This is a genomic window from Enterococcus diestrammenae (assembly GCF_049384045.1).
GTDB classification, from domain to species: Bacteria; Bacillota; Bacilli; order Lactobacillales; family Enterococcaceae; genus Enterococcus_C; species Enterococcus_C diestrammenae.
This window is the reverse complement of record NZ_JBMRGR010000002.1, coordinates 15,041-34,099: the sequence shown is the minus strand read 5'-3', so window position 1 is coordinate 34,099 and position 19,059 is coordinate 15,041. Positions and strand designations below refer to the sequence as shown.

General features: G+C 44.2%; 15 protein-coding genes. 3 read left to right on the top strand and 12 right to left on the bottom strand.

Annotated elements, in window-relative coordinates:
* Positions 1-10 precede the first annotated feature (10 nt).
* The 7 genes from prfB to ACO03U_RS01700 all read right to left on the bottom strand — a co-directional run bounded on the left by prfB (position 11) and on the right by ACO03U_RS01700 (position 7,981).
* A protein-coding gene (gene prfB / locus ACO03U_RS01730; RefSeq protein ID WP_204685018.1) for a peptide chain release factor 2 occupies positions 11-1,121 on the bottom strand; the annotation gives its coding sequence in 2 pieces (ribosomal slippage) (positions 11-1,048 and positions 1,050-1,121; 1,110 coding nt in all).
* 336 nt (positions 1,122-1,457) lie between these two features.
* Positions 1,458-3,965 carry a preprotein translocase subunit SecA gene (gene secA / locus ACO03U_RS01725; RefSeq protein WP_204685017.1) on the bottom strand — a complete coding sequence of 836 codons (2,508 nt, stop codon included), beginning with the start codon at positions 3,963-3,965 and terminating at the stop codon, positions 1,458-1,460.
* 385 nt (positions 3,966-4,350) lie between these two features.
* Positions 4,351-4,905: a ribosome hibernation-promoting factor, HPF/YfiA family gene (gene hpf / locus ACO03U_RS01720; protein WP_161868352.1), complete on the bottom strand. Its 555-nt coding sequence runs from the start codon at positions 4,903-4,905 to the stop codon at positions 4,351-4,353.
* A 139-nt stretch (positions 4,906-5,044) separates the two neighbouring features.
* Positions 5,045-5,728, bottom strand: a complete 684-nt coding sequence (locus ACO03U_RS01715) for a ComF family protein (protein ID WP_204685012.1) — start codon at positions 5,726-5,728, stop codon at positions 5,045-5,047.
* On the bottom strand, positions 5,725-7,047 hold the full coding sequence (locus tag ACO03U_RS01710; RefSeq protein ID WP_204685011.1) for a DEAD/DEAH box helicase: 1,323 nt from the start codon (positions 7,045-7,047) through the stop codon (positions 5,725-5,727). Before ACO03U_RS01710 ends, ACO03U_RS01715 begins: the two co-directional genes overlap by 4 nt.
* Positions 7,048-7,205: 158 nt before the next feature.
* Positions 7,206-7,526 (bottom strand): PTS sugar transporter subunit IIB, encoded by a 321-nt coding sequence (locus ACO03U_RS01705; RefSeq protein ID WP_161868349.1) that lies wholly within the window; start codon positions 7,524-7,526, stop codon positions 7,206-7,208.
* Positions 7,527-7,693: 167 nt separating this feature from the next.
* Positions 7,694-7,981: a DUF7662 domain-containing protein gene (locus ACO03U_RS01700; protein ID WP_161868348.1), complete on the bottom strand. Its 288-nt coding sequence runs from the start codon at positions 7,979-7,981 to the stop codon at positions 7,694-7,696.
* A 145-nt stretch (positions 7,982-8,126) separates the two neighbouring features.
* On the opposite strand from ACO03U_RS01700, the gene ACO03U_RS01695 reads away from it, so the two are divergent.
* Positions 8,127-8,780: a YigZ family protein gene (locus ACO03U_RS01695; protein ID WP_204685010.1), complete on the top strand. Its 654-nt coding sequence runs from the start codon at positions 8,127-8,129 to the stop codon at positions 8,778-8,780.
* A gap of 143 nt (positions 8,781-8,923) precedes the next feature.
* Here ACO03U_RS01695 and ACO03U_RS01690 read toward each other — a convergent pair whose 3' ends face one another.
* Both ACO03U_RS01690 and ACO03U_RS01685 read right to left on the bottom strand, forming a co-directional pair.
* Positions 8,924-9,631, bottom strand: a complete 708-nt coding sequence (locus ACO03U_RS01690; protein WP_161868346.1) for a GntR family transcriptional regulator — start codon at positions 9,629-9,631, stop codon at positions 8,924-8,926.
* Positions 9,632-9,804: 173 nt separating this feature from the next.
* A complete protein-coding gene (locus tag ACO03U_RS01685; protein ID WP_204685009.1) occupies positions 9,805-14,052 on the bottom strand; it encodes a 2-hydroxyacyl-CoA dehydratase in 4,248 nt (1,415 codons plus the stop codon).
* Between the two features lie 177 nt (positions 14,053-14,229).
* Between ACO03U_RS01685 and ACO03U_RS01680 the strand changes: the two genes are divergently transcribed.
* A complete protein-coding gene (locus tag ACO03U_RS01680) occupies positions 14,230-14,835 on the top strand; it encodes a TetR/AcrR family transcriptional regulator (protein WP_161868344.1) in 606 nt (201 codons plus the stop codon).
* Positions 14,836-14,967: 132 nt separating this feature from the next.
* A complete protein-coding gene (locus tag ACO03U_RS01675) occupies positions 14,968-15,123 on the top strand; it encodes a hypothetical protein (protein ID WP_202625788.1) in 156 nt (51 codons plus the stop codon).
* 152 nt (positions 15,124-15,275) lie between these two features.
* Here the strand turns inward: ACO03U_RS01675 and ACO03U_RS01670 are convergent, their stop codons facing one another.
* From ACO03U_RS01670 to ACO03U_RS01660, 3 genes are all read right to left on the bottom strand, one after another.
* The gene (locus ACO03U_RS01670; RefSeq protein WP_204685008.1) at positions 15,276-17,369 is read right to left on the bottom strand and encodes a heavy metal translocating P-type ATPase; all 2,094 of its coding nucleotides are present in this window, start codon (positions 17,367-17,369) and stop codon (positions 15,276-15,278) included.
* A gap of 174 nt (positions 17,370-17,543) precedes the next feature.
* Positions 17,544-18,296, bottom strand: coding sequence for an ABC transporter permease (locus ACO03U_RS01665; RefSeq protein ID WP_237583871.1), 753 nt, complete (start codon positions 18,294-18,296; stop codon positions 17,544-17,546).
* A complete protein-coding gene (locus ACO03U_RS01660) occupies positions 18,293-19,054 on the bottom strand; it encodes an ABC transporter ATP-binding protein (RefSeq protein WP_204685006.1) in 762 nt (253 codons plus the stop codon). Before ACO03U_RS01660 ends, ACO03U_RS01665 begins: the two co-directional genes overlap by 4 nt.
* Positions 19,055-19,059: the final 5 nt, after the last annotated feature.

The window sequence follows — 19,059 nt, the reverse complement described above, 5'->3', positions numbered from 1 at the left end:
GTCTTGAACCCTACGCTTGTCGATTCAACTTCAATTTTAAATAAGCATCAATAAAGCCATCTAAATCGCCATCCATTACCGCTTGAACATTACCAGTTTCAAAGTTGGTGCGATGGTCTTTCACCATGGAATAAGGATGGAAAACATATGAACGAATTTGTGAGCCCCAACCGATTTCCAGTTGTTCGCCTCGCAAAGCTGCGGCTTCTTGTTCTTGTTTTTCAATTTCCAATTGATACAACTTGGCTTTCAACATGCCCATCGCGGTATCTCGGTTTTGGAATTGGGAACGTTGGGCTTGACTAGCCACCACAATCCCAGTTGGAATATGGGTAATGCGTACCGCAGAAGATGTTTTGTTGATATGTTGTCCACCAGCCCCACTCGCTCGGTAAACATCTACGCGAATGTCATCTGGATTGACTTCAATATCAATATTGGCATCCAACTCGGGCATCACATCACAAGAACAAAAAGAGGTATGACGTCGTTTGGCAGAATCAAATGGCGAGATGCGCACCAAGCGATGCACACCTTTTTCTGATTTCAAATAGCCGTATGCATTGTAGCCTTTAAATAGCAAAGTCACACTTTTGATTCCTGCTTCATCCCCCGCCTGATAATCCAAGGTTTCAACCGTATAGCCATGTTGTTCCCCCCAGCGAGTATACATCCGCAACAGCATACTTCCCCAGTCTTGGGATTCAGTCCCACCGGCACCTGGGTGTAATTCTAAAATTGCATTGTTGTGGTCATAGGGCTCATCCAAAAGCATGGACAACTCATAGGATTGCATTTTTTCTTCCAACAGACCTAGGCGTTCTTCCAATTCTTGGTGCATCTCATCATCTGGTTCTTCGGCAATCATCTCTTCCATCATGACCAACTCTTCCACTTCATCTGCCAATTCTTGAAACGAATCGTAAGCCGCTTTGTTGGCATTGTTTTCGTCAATCACCTTTTGCGCTGTGTCATTGTCATCCCAAAAACCAGGTTCGGCCATCTTGTGCTCAGCCTCAGCGATGTCTTCTTCCAACTGATCTAAGTCAAAGAGACCCCCTAAAGCTAGTAATTTTGGTTTGCATTTCTTCTAAGGCATTACGGATTTCTGCTAATTCCATTCAAATCGCTCCTTGTTAAATTAATCAGACAGGCTAAACAAATTTTCCTGGCTTGTGAAAGTATAGGCAGCAGCACCACCGCATACGCTCTTTCTCCAGACGGTTTCCCTTACAACTTCGAAGAGACTCGTTGGGCCTGCGCTTTGGCTTAGGCCAACTGGAGAGACAAGCTAAGAAATTCGTAAAGCCAAACAGCATAAGACAAAGGCCTTCTTTTGTGAAACTGGCTAAGGCCTTCCTCTATTAAAAACAGGCTGGGCAAAAGCACCAGCCTGTTTGCATCCTCAGTTATTGTGACAGCTTTTTTGCCGTTTGTCAAAAACCGAAAGTGATTTTTTACAATCCTTTACCATGGCAATTTTTGAATTTCTTACCACTGCCACAAGGACATGGATCATTGCGTCCAACTTTTTCGACATGGACTGGTCGTTGGGGTTGTGCTTGTTCTTCTGTTTGTTCCGGTTGTCCTTGTGCGACTTGTTCCCGTTGAACATTTTGGCGGATTTCAGCTTTCATGAAGAGGCGTGTGACTTCAAACTCAATGGCACCAATCATGCTTTCAAACATGCTGTAGCCTTCTGTTTGGTATTCAACCAATGGATTGTTTTGTCCATATGAACGCAAACCGATGGATTGACGGAGTTGATCCATTTCATCGATATGATCGGTCCACTTGGAATCCACTACTCGTAAAATAACCACTTTTTCAAACTCTAATAATTGTTCTGGGGAGTTCAATTGGTCTTTTTTCTGATTGAAAATGGCTTCTGCCCGTTGATATAGCTCATCTTTGATTTGTTGTTGGTCTTTGCCTTCTAAATCAGCAACTGAGATAGAATCCTCATGAACCAAGGTATTGCCGGCAAAATCCACGATGGCTTGTAAGTTCCATTGGGATGGTTCCAATTGGGTATGAGCATCGACAGCTCGTTCAATAGTACGTTTTACCATATTCATCAAGGTGCGATTTAGATCTTTTTCTTCCATGATGACTTCTTGGCGTTGACCATACATGACTTCCCGTTGTTCCCGCATCACGTCATCGTACTGCAAGACATTTTTCCGCGTGTCGTAGTTGTTCCCTTCGACGCGTTTTTGAGCGCCTTCTACTTGACGAGTGATCATTTTTGATTGAATGACTTGGTCTTCTTCCGCCACATTCATTTTTTCCATGAAGGCTTTGATACGGTCTGAACCAAAACGTTTCATCAAATCATCTTCAAGTGACAAATAGAATTGGGAAACCCCAGGATCCCCTTGACGTCCAGAACGTCCCCGCAACTGATTATCGATACGGCGAGATTCGTGACGCTCAGTCCCGATGACCGCTAAGCCACCAAGATCAGCAACCCCTAAGCCCAATTTAATATCGGTACCCCGACCGGCCATGTTGGTAGCGATCGTAACCGCACCTTTTTGACCAGCATTTAAGATGATTTCCGCTTCTTTAAAGTGATTTTTGGCATTCAAAACTTCGTGAGGGACATTGGCTTTATTCAAGAGATTCGAAAGCAATTCAGACGTTTCAACGGCTACCGTACCCACCAAGACAGGTTGCCCTTTCCGGTGACGGTCTTTGATATCTTGCACCACAGCTTTAAACTTGCTATCTAAAGAAGGATATAACAAATCTGGACGGTCATCCCGGATAACTGGACGGTTCGTTGGAATCTGGATAACTTGCATATTATAAATTTCACGGAACTCTTCTTCTTCCGTTTTAGCAGTACCAGTCATCCCGGCTAATTTTTTGTACATCCGGAAATAGTTCTGGAAGGTGATGGTAGCCATCGTCTTGGATTCATCCTCAATTTCCACGCCTTCTTTGGCTTCAATGGCCTGGTGCAACCCATCAGAATAACGACGGCCATCCATGATCCGACCAGTAAATTGGTCGACAATCATGACTTTGCCTTCTGTAACCACATAATCGATATCTCGTAGCATGATATAGTTGGCCCGCAACGCTTGATCCATGTGGTGAGTCAATGCGGTATTTTCGATATCGTATAAGTTGTCCAAGCCAAAAGTTTCTTCGGCTTTTTCAATCCCAGCCTCAGTTAGGCCAATGGTTTTTGATTGAACATCGATGGTATAATCTTCCTCGTTTTTCAAGCGTTTCACGAAGTTGTCGGTGCGGGTGTATAAAGCCGTAGATTTTTCTGCTTGACCAGAGATGATCAAAGGGGTCCGGGCTTCATCGATCAAGATGGAATCGACTTCATCCACCAAAGCAAAGTTTAGTGGGCGTTGCACCATTTGATTGCGATAAACCACCATGTTGTCGCGCAAATAGTCAAAGCCTAGTTCGTTGTTGGTACTGTAAGTGATATCACAAGCATAGGCGGCACGTTTTTCTTCTGCGGACATCGCGTTGGTATTTAACCCGACAGTCAAACCTAAGAAGTTGTACAATTCACCCATTTCATTGGAGTCACGGGTTGCCAAGTATTCATTGACAGTTACCACGTGAACCCCTTGGCCACTTAAGGCATTCAAATAAACCGGCATCGTCGCAGTCAAGGTTTTCCCTTCACCTGTCCGCATCTCAGAAATATTCCCATCGTGTAGGACGATCCCCCCCATGATTTGGACATGGTAAGGATAAAGCCCTAAGACCCGACGAGCGCCTTCTCGAACAACAGCAAAAGCTTCTGGCAAAATATCGTCTAAGGTTTTGCCGTCTTGCAATTGGCCACGAAACTCATCGGCTTTTGCCCGTAATTGCTCATCTGACAAGCCTGCCATTTGATCAGCAAAAGATTCCACTTTATCTGCGATAGCGCCTAAACGCTTTAATTCTTTTTTGTCATTTTCAATAATTTTACGTAAAAAATTGGCCATTGATTGATGATTCTCCTTTAATCCAATTTGTTCAATGTAGAAACTCTCCAGACTATTCTATCATTACTTTTCCTCAAAAGGAATAGTTAGAGCAAGATTAGAAGTCCAAATCAAAAAATATTCTGGCGATATCACCGGGAAGACCAACTGTTGGCAATCAAAAAGACCTATCTGACTGGAAAAAATCCATAATAGGTCCCTTTTAAGGAAATGCTAAGTTTTTATGTAGGCATTTTAGCAAAAGCAGCTGCTATTTTTGAAACACGGAATTGCGCTTCGTCCAACTGTATACTGTATGCGGTAGCTGGCTAGTTTGTGCAGCCAAACATGGTTAGACTTGGTCTGATAAAAAAAGCAGGAACCCTTGGGCTCCTGCTTTTTATCATCAATCTGTTTCAATTAAACCGTATTTGCCGTCTTTTCGACGGTACACGATGCTTGTACCATTCGTTTCTGCATCTTCAAAGATGAAGAAGTTATGGCCCAACATGTTCATTTGTAATACGGCTTCTTCACTATCCATTGGTTTCAATGATAGGCGCTTCGTCCGCACGATATCTAAGTCAGAGCCATTGTCTTCTTCGGGGGTATCGTTGGTGAAGATGGCAGTTGCTTCGCCATTTGGAACACCAGTTTCCCGAGATTTACGGTTAATTTTGGTTTTGAATTTGCGGATTTGACGTTCCAATTTGTCAACCACCAAATCAATGCTCGCATAGAGATCAGGTGATGTTTCTTCAGCCCGCAATACCAAATATGGTAGTGGAATCGTTACTTCCACTTTCGCAGTTTTCTCAGTGTATACTTTCAGATTTACATGTGCAGTTGCGTTGGGCACGTCAGTAAAGTAACGTTCCAATTTTCCAACTTTTTTCTCCACGTAATCACGAATAGCATCTGTAACCTCGATATTTTCTCCGCGTACATTGTATCTAAACATAGCAATTGCCCCTTTCATCTACCACTAAAGAAAGAATAAGGACCACTCTTATTCCCTCTTCTTACTTTTATTATAGCGGACTCTCACTGTTTTGCAAACTTAAACGCTAACAATTTCAGCGGATTCTTAGAGATATTTTTTAGCGAGCTAAGGAAAACGTCCGAACTTCTTTAGGCTGATGTTGCCATAAGATATCTGCGGCGTGAAAGAGCGTCCGACCAGTGGTATAAACATCATCGACTAATAGGATCTTTTTGCCAATAAGGAGCTCCGGTGAACAAGCAAGCACATAGGGTTGGGGTAAGGCCAGACGTTCTTGACGATTCTTTTTGGATTGGGGTGAATCGTGACTGCTACGTCGTAAAAGCGTGTGGGTTTTAACTCCACTGGCTTCCAGAAAGGCGGAGGTCTGATTGAAGCCTCGCTCTTGATAGCGACTTTGGGATAAGGGAATCGGACAAATGATAAAGCCACGATATCCCTTCAAAGCGACTCTTACTTGCTGCTGAAAAGTCCGTCGTAAGCGATAATCGCCGCCAAACTTATACTCCTTCAACCAGTTGGCAAAGGCCTCATCATACTGATACAAAGCTTGATGAAAAAACTGGCGCTGCGGATATTGCTTTTGCCAGCGCTGACAGTCAGCACACAGCTCTTGCTCCCCTGAACGCATGCACCGTGGACAGGCCTGGTCTTTTTGGATTGGTGTAAACTGGCGAAGACACTGGGAGCATAATTCTGTGTCAGATAACAACCAAGGAAATAAGATCTCCTTGACGGTTAAGTTGCGTAAAATAACTTTTTGACAATACCCGCAAATCATTTTTTCACCGCCATCCTTTTAGCTAGACGGTTTAAGTGGCGAATCTCTTTAAGCGCCCGCCGGATACTAGTCGTTTGTTCTTGAAAAAGAAACCAGACTTGTCCGTGATTAAACGCCCCTTTGCGATCGACGCGACCAGCGATTTGGACCAAAACAGATTTCGTGAAAACCGCGTGTTCGGCACCGATGACAATCACCGAGACATCGGCAAATGTAACCCCCCGTTCTAGAACAGTACTTGTCAACAAGAGATCCCAGTGACCCTCCCGCATTTTCTGAACTTTTTCTTCCCGTGTGGCGTCTTGCGCAGAAACAGCCGCAATCTTTCGACTAGGCATCACAACTTTTAAAGCTTGTGCCAATGAATGCATATAAGCGATATTTGGACAAAAAACCAGAAGCCGATTGTTTTGAAGTAGTTTTTCACAGAGTTTGCGAAAGCGAAGTAGTTGACGCGGTCTTTCCGGTAAGAGCCGCCAACCTTCCCAAAAACGACACTGGGGAAGAATTAATGGTCGTTGATGATAACGTTGAGGCAATTGAAGAATTTGCCAATTTTCGGCCTTCGCCTTGGCAAGCAAAGCCATCGTGGGGGTAGCAGTCAAGTAGATGCTTACGCCACTGGCTTTCACCGCCTGCTGGGTTGCAAAAGCCAACTGGCGATTCCCCTCATAAGGAAAAGCATCACTTTCATCGATAATCAGTAAACTAAACCCTCGATAAAAATGCAACAATTGGTGGGTCGTACAGACTAACAAGCGAAATCCTCGCCAGCTTTCTTCGGCTTTCCCATAACGCAACAACGTCTCCGCTAGCGGAAAAGCCGCGACCAACCGCGGGAATAATTCCCGGCAAACATCAATCCTCGGAGTTGCCACGGCAACTTTGAGTCCGGCTTTTAGAGCATCTGCAATCACCGGGAATAACATTTCTGTCTTTCCTGATCCCGTCACAGCCCACAACAATACATTTTGGCCATTGATGAAAGCTTCCTGTAAAGCTTGTGCCAATTGTTGTTGCTGTTTTGTCAGTTGGCCTTCCCACTGACAGCAGGCGACTTCAGTCAAAGGTGGGGTCGGATTTTCCTCATAATAGGTCACCAACTCATCTAAATCCGTCAAGCGCCCATAGGAGACACAAGCAGGACAATAGTAAAAACCAGCCGGTAACTGGCCCTTCTGTTTGCGTGTCTGTTCCCCACAGCGAGCGCAAATCAGCCACTGATGCCCTACTACCAGAGCTTTGCGCCGGTGTATGATATAGCCCTCAGCCGTCACTGCTTCCCCTGACTTCACAACGGTCTGTTTTCCTTCAATCATCTTGCTTTCCCTCCTAACCCCTTCACTAAAAGCTACGCAAATGAAGGAAAAACAGTGCAGCAAAAGAAGAAGTGATAGGTAATTACCCACACAAAAAGACGGCCTCCATTAAGAAGACCGTCTGGTGATCTATGAGTCAATTGACTGTTGTTAGTGAATTATTCTTTGATGAGTGAAAGTGCTTGTTTCAAGACATTTTCGCCATTCATCATGCCATAATCCGCCATGTTGATGATGTCCAATGGAATATTTTTGCCTTCCAAACGTTTTTCGAAATCACCTTTCATAAAACGTACTTGTGGGCCTAACAGTAAAACATTTACTGGTTTGGATTCCAAATTGTTATCAGCATCTGATGCAGAAACCGCAAAGATATCTGCGTCTACTCCTTGTGCTTCAGCTGCTTTTTGCATTTTAGTCACCAAAAGACTGGTGCTCATCCCAGCAGAACATACTAACATGATGGTTTTTTTAGCCATAATTAATCGCCCCTTCAATTTTGTAGGAATGCACTTTCATTCCTATCTCTTATTATAGGTTTTCTGTTATATTTGTCAATTTTCTTCCATTTTGCAGTAGATTATCTTGCCGGTCTTTCAACAGGGTCGCTAAAAAAACCGTTATGATAAGCTCCTACAAGACAAATTTACTGAAACAACCAATTACTCTTGATTAACTTATTAAAGACAACATACTCTTTTTCCAAATTGATCACTACCACTTCATAGCCTGCATTGAGCCAAGCATAGGCACCGTTTTCGGGATGGGTATAATCATTGGCCCACCAATCCGTCGTCCGCCGCGCCGTCTTTGGCAAACCCGTAGCTGGAAAAAGTAGCTCATCAAACTGGGTAAAAGTCAAGGTAACTTGCGAGCCTCCATTGGTTTTTAAATAATGGGTGATAATGTCGTATTTCTTTTTTCGTCCACTCATGACTTACCGCCACACCCCTTTTCAAACTAGCTTCTCTTTTATTATCCCTTGTTTTGTAGGAAGTGACAAGGAAAGGCTCACAAATATTGCATGAAAGCTAGCTTTTTTCTATACTAAAAGAAATGCCAACAAAAGAGGTGCCAAAATGCCAGAGACTTATATCACGATTAAACACGACGGGGAAGCAGAAATGGAAGTTAAAAAATCCCGTTTTATCACCAGTCTCAAACGAATAGAAACCGAAGACGAGGCCAAGACCTTCATCGCTGGGCTAAAGAAAACCCACTGGAAAGCCAATCACAACTGCAGTGCTTATGTCCTTGGGGCTAATAATGAAATTCAACGTTCCTCTGACGATGGCGAGCCTAGCGGTACCGCTGGCGTCCCCATGTTAGAAGTCTTGAAAAAAAATCAGCTAAGTAATGTCTGTGTAGTAGTCACCCGCTATTTCGGCGGAACCAAACTTGGGGCTGGTGGGCTAATTCGTGCTTATTCTCACGCGGTTTCCCATGGGCTCACAGAACTTGGGCTAGTCATCGGCAAACCCCAACAAGAAATTCGTTTGACCATCGCCTATAGTTTATTAGGAAAACTTCAAAGCTTTCTCGAAAACCAGTGGCATACGAAAGACACCCTATTCACTGAGGCCGTCACGGTTATCTGCCTCATTGATGAAGAAAAAGTACCTGACTTTACTGAACAGGTAATCGATTTACTTGCCGGCCAAGTCACGATCGAAAAAGGAGAAATCAGCTACCATGAGTTGCCCTTAAATCCTATAGAGAAAGAAAATGATTAGGTAATCCAATGACTCTTGATTAGATTGACATTGATTGCTTATGGAAGACGCTTTAATCTCGTAGTCATTTGATAGCTCCACCCACTACGTGATTGCCTAAAAAGCATCGAGGCCTGCAAGGTAGCCTCGATGCTTTTTCATGGTTATTTTTCAAAATAAAATTCAAAACGGTTGCCGACATATTGGGTACGGACATATTCAAAAGGCGTCCCATCTTCAAAAAAGGAAACTTGACGCATCCGCAAGATGGCATCCCCCCGCTTAGTTTGTAAAAACTCTGCGATTTGCTCAGTGGCCAGCATCGCCGAAATAGTTTGGTTGGCGGCGCCGATTTTGTGGTGTCCCCGTTCTTCCAAAGTCTTATACAAAGCGGAAGTTACCTCTGCCTTGCTGAAATTCTTAATAAGTCTTTCGGGAATACTCGCAACTTCAAAGCAAATTGCGACATCATCGGCATAACGAATCCGTTCCATTCGTAAAATTTGTTCATCCGCTTTTAACTGAAGCTTTTCCATTTCTGATGAACTGGGAGCTGTGTAGAAGTAAGAAACAACTTTGCTTGAAGGCTCCCGCCCTTGCGACAACATAATCTCGGTAAAACTTGTGGCGCCAGACATTTTTTCTTGGACTTTTTTACGGGCCACATAGGTTCCTGAGCCGATTTTCCGTTCCAAGATGCCTTCGTCCGCTAAAGTTTGAATCGCTTGGCGTAAGGTCATGCGGCTGACGCCAAACTGAACCGATAAGTCCCGTTCAGAAGGCAAGCGGTCACCGATTTTCCAAAAGCCCTTTTCGATTTTTTCTTTAATTTGATCATGAATCTGGATATATACTGGTAAATGTTCACTCATGGTTCCCACGCTCCTGTGTCTTTGCTTGAAATTATTATAACTGGTATATACCTAATTAGCAAACATTTCCCCAACAGCTTAAAAAACCGCTAAGAAGACCCTTCCTACTTCGAAAGGGTCTTCTGATATTTTGCTAACAACTGCTGTTTCATTGAAAAGTGTTTTGGTACACCTCAAACCTTCACTGCTTGTTCTTCTTTCAGTGTCTTATTGGCAGTAGCCATCATCAACCGGATGCGGTTTAACTGATTGACCAAGGAAACGCCTGGATCATAGTCAATGGCAGCAATATTGGATTTTGGATATTGATGCCGCAACTCTTTGATGACCCCTTTACCTACCACGTGGTTAGGTAAACAGCCAAAAGGTTGCATACAAACAATATTGTGAACCCCCGTCTTCAAGAGGTCGATCATTTCCCCAGTCAAGAACCACCCTTCTCCGGTATGGTTCCCGATGGAGAGGATTTGGCTAGCATCATCGGCCAACTGATAGATGGAATGAATCCCGTCAAAGCGAGATGATGCTCGCAACGCTTTATCCATCGGTTTTTCCACCACTTCGATGATCTTGATGGCCAGTTCTGCTAACACTTTACTGCGTTTGGCCATGCCAAGGTTTTCGTACTTCCAAATTTGGTTGTACAAGGAATAGTTCATAAACCCGATAATATCAGGGACCACCGCTTCCGCTCCTTCTGCTTCCAACAAACGCACGATATCGTTGTTAGCAGTTGGGGAGTATTTCACGAGGATTTCTCCTACGACTCCGACCCGCGGTTTTACCTCATCTGATAAGGCAATCGTGTCAAAATCGCGAATGATTTTCTTCATGTTGCGGTTGAAGAGGGTCAAGGAACCATTGCGGACATTTTTCGCTACTTTAGTCAGCCATTCTTGGTGTAAGGCATCCACCTGTCCTTTTTCCAATTCATAAGGCCGCGTTCGATAGACGACCCGCTCGAACAAGTCCCCGTATAAAAAGGCTACGACGATCCGTTTCAGCATCGGTAAAGTAAACTTAAAGCCAGGATTTTGTTCTACCCCTTTGTTCCCCATCGATACAGAAACTACGGGTACTTGGGAGAAGCCAGCATCGTTTAAGGCTTTACGCAACAGCGGAATGTAGTTTGTCGCCCGACAACCACCACCGGTTTGGGTCATCATGACACTGGTATTTTCCAGATCATACTTGCCACTTTGCAAAGCTTCCACCAATTGACCAATAGAAATAATCGCCGGGTAGCAGGCATCGTTGTTCACAAATTTCAAACCAACATTGATAGCTTCCTTGTCTTCTGATGGCAAACAAACCACATCATAGCCAGAAGCTTGCAACGCCAAGTCCACCAAACCTTCTTGGTGAATCGGTGACAGCATCGGCATCAACAAAGTATGCCGTTTGGCCATGTCTTTGGTGAAGACGATTTTTTCTGGTTCTTCGTAACGTTTGCTAGGCACAAAGTCCAGCTTTTCCCGTTCGTTAACCGCTGCTTTCAGGGAACGCAGACGAATGCGAATGGCCCCTAGATTGGAGCCTTCATCGATTTTCAAGACGGTATAAATTTTGCCGTATTGATCCATGATTTCTTCCACTTGGTCTGTCGTTACGGCATCTAAGCCACAGCCAAAGGAGTTTAATTGCACCAATTCCAAATTTTTGGATTTGGCCACCACTCGAGCAGCTGCATACAAACGGGAATGGTAAACCCATTGATTCACCACTCGTAGATTCCCGACATCTCCCAAGTGGGAAATGCTATCCTCTGTCAACACGTGAAAGCCTTCTTGCGTGATGACATCGGCAATTCCGTGGTTGATTTCGGGGTCCAAATGATAAGGACGACCTGAAACGACGACGCCTCGTTGATTTTTTTCTGTCAGCATCGCGAGGGTTTCTTCCCCTTTGCGACGGACATCGGCTTTAAACTTATCCAACTCTTCATAACCATGATGTAGTGCTTGACGAACATCAGCTTCCGCAATGCCTAAATCCGCAAAAGTCGCTGCTAAAACTTGCCCCACTGACTCTTCATCAGCCAGGTTAATATATGGGTTACGATAGTCCACTTTGCCTTCGCGGATATCATCGACATTGTTACGGATAACATCCGGATAGCTTTGCACGATTGGACAGTTAAAGTGATTGTCCGCATTGGCCGATTCTTGCCGTTCAAAGACGACCCCCGGATAGAAAATCAATGGTACATCTTGGTTTATCAAGGCTTGGATATGCCCGTGAGCGATTTTTGCCGGATAACAAGCCGTATCACTAGGAATGGTTTCCATCCCTTGTTCGTACAAGTCCTTATTTGACCGCGGCGACAGTTGCACACGGAACCCAAGATCCGTAAAGAAGGTATGCCACAAAGGATAGTTTTCGTACATATTTAAGACTCGAGGAATACCAATGATTCCTCGGGGAGCATCTTTTTCTTTCAAGGGACGGTATTTGAAGAGACGTTTGTATTTGTAATCCACCAAGTTGACTTTGCGTTGGCTCCGGTCAATCTTGATGCGAGCTCCCCGTTCACACCGATTCCCGGTAGTAAATTGGCGACCATCAGAAAAGATCGTGACAGTCATCATGCAGTTGTTTTCACAAAGGCCGCAATGGGTAAACTCTTTTTCTGCGGTAAACTTAGCCAAAGCTTCCGCATCCAAAATGGTACTAACATCACCGACTTCAGCGTTTTCCAAAGCGATAATCGCAGCGCCATACGCCCCCATCAAACCAGCAATAGAAGGTCGCACGACATGGCGCCCGGTGATTTCTTCAAAGGCCCGTAAAACGGCTTCGTTATAGAAAGTTCCACCTTGGCAGACGATTTTTTCACCGAGTTCTTCCGGACGTCGAATCTTAATCACTTTATAGATAGCATTTTTGATGACCGAATAAGACAAGCCCGCCGAAATATCCGCTACGGTTGCCCCTTCTTTTTGGACTTGTTTGACTTTTGAATTCATAAAGACGGTACAACGGGAACCCAAATCCACCGGGGCTTGCGACTTACAAGCTTCCAAAGCAAAGTTTTTCACATCGTAGTTCAACGACTTAGCAAAAGTTTCAATAAAGGAACCACAACCGGAAGAGCAAGCTTCATTTAATTGGATAGAAGACAAGACGCCCTCTTTAATGGTCATGGCTTTCATATCTTGACCACCGATATCAAGGATAAAGTCTACACCAGGTTGGAAATGATTAGCCGCTTTGTAATGGGCCATCGTTTCCACTTCTCCGATATCGACTTTCAACGCACTCTTGATCAGTTGTTCACCATAACCGGTGATGGCAGCTTTGGCGATATAGACAGCTTCTGGCATCTGGGAATACAAATCTTCCAAGACGGCCATCGTGGTTTCAAGAGGCTGTCCTTCATTGTTTCCATAATATGAAAATAAAATCCGACAAGCATCATCGATTAAAATCACTTTGGTCGTGGTAGAACCAGCATCGATTCCTAGAAAAGCCGCCCCGCTGTGTTGAGCCAAATCAGCTGTTTCCGCGGTAGCTTTGGCGTGGCGGGCACGAAATTCAGCTAATTCCGTTTCATTGGCAAATAAGGTGGGCAAGGTATCGCTGGGTTTCATTTTGCTTTGATCCCCCGAATCCAAGGCAGCCAATAATTGGGACAAGGTCTTTTCTTCGGCCTCCTCCGCATAAAAAGCGGCTCCCATTGCGACAAACAATTGGGGATTTTCAGGAAAGATGACATTTTCAGGTTGGATATTTAAGGTTTCAATGAATCGTTTCCGCAATTCCGACATAAAATACAAAGGACCGCCCAAGAAAGCGACATTGCCCTTAATTTTTCGGCCAGCTGCTAGACCGGCAATGGTTTGATTCACAACGGCTTGAAAGATACTCGCTGCGATATCTTCTTTGGCGGCCCCTTCATTGATCAAGGGTTGGACGTCTGTTTTGGCAAAAACACCGCAACGAGACGCGATGGGATATAGTTGTTGATAATCTTTTGCTAGCTCATTGACCCCATTGGCATCCGTTTTCAACAAGACTGCCATCTGGTCGATAAAGGCCCCGGTCCCCCCTGCACAGCTACCGTTCATTCGTTGTTCCAAAGCACCTTCGAAAAAGGTAATTTTGGCATCTTCCCCGCCAAGTTCAATCACCACATCCGTCTCAGGAATCACTTCTTCCACGGTACGGGTACAAGCAATCACTTCTTGAACAAAAGGAATAGCTAACACTTCTGCTAGTCCCATGCCTCCTGAACCTGTGATATTCATCGCAAGCGGAGCGTCTCCGATCAACTCACGGGCTTCCGCGAGGATTTTTTTGGTAGCTGTCAGAACGTCGGAAAAATGCCGTTCATATTTGGCAAAGACAGCTTGATTTTTTTCATCCATTATTACTAGTTTGACTGTGGTGGAGCCCACGTCAATTCCCGCACGAAATTTCATGTTTTTCAGACCCTCTTAACTTTTAGTTGACAGTGTGTTGAATATCTTACATGCTGTTTGATATAATACTCATGACTATTTTAATAAGTTGTGAAAAAAATGACAATACACAATAAAACATCATTTGTGAGTTAAGCAACAAATTAACAAGTTTTGTTGGATAAGAAAGGGATTTTCATGAAGAAAACCGATTTGCGGGTGAAGCGGACCAATAAAATGATCGTGGAAGCCTTTATTCATCTAGTAGAAGAAAAAGGCTTTGATCAAGTCACCGTCCAAGACATTGCTGATGAAGCGATGATTAATCGAGCAACTTTTTACGCTCACTACAAAGACAAACACGATTTATACGAAAAGATTTTTGATCTAGCCATTGATGCCTTCACCTCCGTCTTATCCCCTGATGATCTAGTAACGGGTAACCGCCTCCGCATCAAAAAAGTCGAATTTCTTATGACCAATATTTACCAAAACATCCAAAAAAACAGCAAGTTTTATTTGACGATTATGGATGGGACCTCGATGGAAATCTTACGGAAACGGATTGCCGATATCCTCAATGAGCAATATGCCCATATCTTCGATCGCTTGAAAATCACCGAAAACGATATTGAAGTACCCATGGATTTTATCATCGAGTACATGACTTCCATCTTTATCGGCACCCTTCATTGGTGGCTGACGACCGATTCCGAAATGACCCCTGAACACTTGGCAAAACTGGTTATTAAATTAGTCGGCAACGGACACTTGACTGTCTTGGGACTTGAAATTGAGAAGTAACTTCGTATTAGTTGCCTGTTTGGATAAGTTGCGCTACGATAAAAGTGTCCTCATAGCTTGTAGCTAAAGCTGGATGAGCGCATTCAAAAAGACAAAATTCGTCAGTACTTATCAACCAAAGGAGGCGTTACGATGAAGCTCAAAGATGTTGTCAATGATACTGCAGAACGGTTGCATTACATGATGAAAAAAGAAAACTATACCGTCAATCTGGACAAAAAAGGTGTAGATGTAAAAAAACTGCGCCCTACAAAACACACCATCAAGTGGGGTGCGAAAAACCACTAAACTAGGCATCAGCCTATCTTATTGGTCGTTTAGCACCAGTCAGCTCGAGTTTTTTCTTAATCTCACTGGGATAAAACTAAATTGAAATCAGCTAAAAACCGTCGGACCAATTGATGATCCGACGGTTTTTTTGTTTCACAAATAGGTTCGGCTTACTTTACTCGCAAACAACGCATGGCATTTAAAACTGCTAACAAGGTCACACCGACGTCAGCAAAGACTGCCATCGCCATCGAGGTATAACCTAAAGCCCCTAATACCAAGACAATACCTTTCACTCCTAAGGCGAAAATAATATTTTGTTTGACGATTTTCAAGGTTTTTCGAGAGATTTTGATGGCTTGCACCAGTTTTGATGGTTGGTCATTCATGATCACCACATCACTGGCTTCAATGGCGGCATCACTCCCTAAGCCCCCCATGGCAACCCCCAGATCGGCGGTCACTAAAACAGGCGCGTCATTGATGCCATCGCCAACAAAAGCGACTTTACCCGTAGCCTTTGCCATGATGTTCTGTAAATGAGTCACCTTGTCTTCTGGTAACAAACCAGCAAAGAAACTAGTCAAGCCAAGTTTTTGTGCTACCATTTCACCGACTTGAGGACTGTCCCCGGTCAACATCACCGTGTCTTTGATGCCCGCTTCTTTCAACTGGCTGATGGTACTTGGAGCATCTGCTTTGATTTGATCATTGATGACTAAAACCCCAGCATACTCCCCAGCCACAGCTAGATACAAAGCTGTTCCGACCCGATCGATAGTCGGTGCCTTTACGTTCAAGGACGTCATCAGTTTCAAATTCCCGATGGCAGCCTGCTGGCCATCGATGACACCGACAATCCCCTGCCCAGCGACTTCTTTGAGTTCACTTACTGGAGCAAGGGCCTGATCGCCATAAGCCCGCAAGACGGATTGCGCGATTGGATGGGTAGAATGTTGTTCCAAAGTGGCCGCATAACGCAGGATGTTTTCATTACCGAAAGGGCCACTGACTGATTCTACAGCAAATTTACCTTCTGTCAAAGTCCCGGTCTTATCAAATACGACCGTCTCCACTTGGGCTAACGTTTCTAAGTGATTGGAGCCTTTTACCAAGATACCGGATTTACTGGCACCACCGATTCCGGCAAAAAAGCTTAGCGGCACTGAGATGACCAAAGCACATGGACATGAAATCACTAAGAAGGTCAACGCACGATACAACCATTCCTTCAAATCACCACCAAAGAATAACGTTGGCACCACTACCAATAAAACGGCCAAGGCCACCACAGCTGGTGTATAGTAACGGGCAAATTTGGTGATAAATTTTTCTGCGGGGGCTTTTTGGCTACTGGCATTTTCTACCAACTCCAAAATTTTGGACACAGTGGATTGGCCAAAACTCCGGTTCGTCTTGATTACTAACCGACCTTCTTGGTTGATCATCCCACTGAGAATTTCCTCCCCTACTTTGGCTTCTCGCGGCATCGATTCTCCCGTCAGAGCCGAGGTATCCAAACTACTAGTCCCTTCTGTAATGACACCATCTAGAGGAACCTTTTCACCAGGATTAACAACAATCAAACTATTCACTGGCACAGCTGCCGGCGATACTTCTTTTTCACCCTTTTCCGTCAACAGTCGCGCGGTGTCTGGTCGGACATCCATCAATTCCTTGATATTTTTGCGGGAACGGTCAACAGCATAATCTTGGAAATATTCGCCAATCTGATACAAGAACATCACCGCAACAGCTTCGGGAAATTCGCCGATTCCTAACGCCCCAATCGTAGCCACGGTCATCAAAAAGTTTTCATCAAAAACTTCGCCATGGAAGATATTGGTAATGGCTTGTTTGACGATATCGCCACCAATAAAAAGATAAACAGCTACATAAGCCACGACTCTAAGCCAACCGCTGGGATCCAGCCATAACAATAGGACTAACGCTATAGCAGTAATCAAAATCCGCCAAAGATTGTGATTATCCCCTCCTGAATGCTCATGGCTATGTCCTGATTTGCCAGACTCTGGGTGATCCACCACCGGCTCTACTACCACATCTGGTTCCAACTTGTTAACGATCGCCAAAGCTTGCGTTTCAACGGTAGGCAAGTCTGCCTTTTGACAACTGATGGACATTTTTTGATTGATGAAATCCACGTTTGCTGCAGTGACACCATCGACTTTGCTGACGGCCCGCTCAATCTTGGCTGCGCAATTGGCACAATCCAAGCCTTTTAATTGATAATTTTTTTCCATGGAAATTCCCCCTTTACCCTAAAAATCTAGATTAAGCATCCATGTATGGTAAAGTATCATAAAAACGAATACATGAATAACCGTTCATTTGTATTATAAATGAACAGTTATTCATGTGTCAACCATTATTGCTAATAAACGTCACTTCTTACCCTTTTTTAGCAAATCAACGCTTCAGCGACGCCAAGGCATCACCCGGTTTGCCAATAAATCTAAGAGAATGAACAACACCAATCCCAACAAACTTAGCAATAAGATACTGCCATACATCGCAGGATAGTCCATCCGCATCCAGGCATCCATAATGAAATAACCCATCCCAAATTCAGTTCCGTAGTTTTCTGTAAAAAATAAAATCGAAATCGCAGTCCCCAAGGATACTCGCGAAGTGCTAAAAATTGCCGGCAAACATGCTGGTAGCGTAATTTTGCGGAATAAACGTCCCCGACTTGCTCCGATACAGCGATACACATCATAATAATGGGGAGGGATCTCAGCTACCGCATCTCGTACCGCTACGAGAACTTGCGGCGTGACAATCAAGATAATCATGATAATCTTAGACAAATCCCCTAAGCCACCCAGTAACATAACAATCGGCAGGAGAGCCATCTTGGGAATCGGATAGGTCAAATAAACCAGCGGCGAAAAGAAACTCTGCCATTTAGGAAGACTCCCCATCAGTAAGCCCAAAAGAAACCCCAAAAGAACAGCCAACCCCATCCCTACTGAAATCCGGTACAAGCTAGCCAATAGATGGACCGCCATATTTTTTTCAAAGAGCAACGGTAACTGTTGGAAGACCGTGATTGGACTAGGCAATACGGTTTTTTGAAAGATGAGACTAGCCAGTTGCCAAAGAGCTAAAAGAAAAAGCAAAGCGCCTAAAAAACCAATACTTCTCCAATAATTGCGTTTTATTTTCATGATAATTGCCCCCTCAAATAAGCTGCGGTTTCGAATAGTTCTTGAGAAGTTCGATCATCTTCTAACTGGCTTTTGTCGGTCACCGGTGATGGAAGAATTTCTTTGATGCGCCCCGGTTCTTTCTCCATCACTATGACCTGATGCCCGACCAAAAGAGCTTCCGTGACATCGTGGGTAATAAATAAGGTGCGGGTGGGACGTTTGAGCCAGTTGCTTAAAAATAAGGCTTGCGCTTTTTCTCGAGTCAAAGCATCCAAAGCAGAAAAAGGCTCGTCCATCAACAACAACTCACTTTCACAAGCAAAGGCACGGGCAATAGCCACCCGTTGCTTTTGCCCACCACTGAGTTGATTAGGGTAGCGTTGGCTTTCTTTGACCAACTCCATATCCTTAAATAATTGACGAACTTCTGCCAATTCAGCATCCGTTAGCTTTTTTTGCTGGCGACTCGTTTTGACAGCGTCGATTACGGCCTGTTGGGCAGTTTGCCACGGGAGCAACCCATAATCTTGGGGAACAAGAGCAATTCGATGCTGACTAGGACGATAGGGCTGCTGTGCCAAAGTCATTTCACCGGTTGTTGGAGTGATCAGCCCTGCAAGTATTCTTAAAAGCGTGGTTTTTCCTGCTCCTGAAGGCCCGATTACTGTATAAATCTGGTTTTCTGCTAGGCTTAACGAAAGATCGGCTAAAATGGGTTTTTCCGCCGTCTCATAGCCGATTTTTTGCAAGACTAATGGGGTTTTCACATTTGTCATTTTGA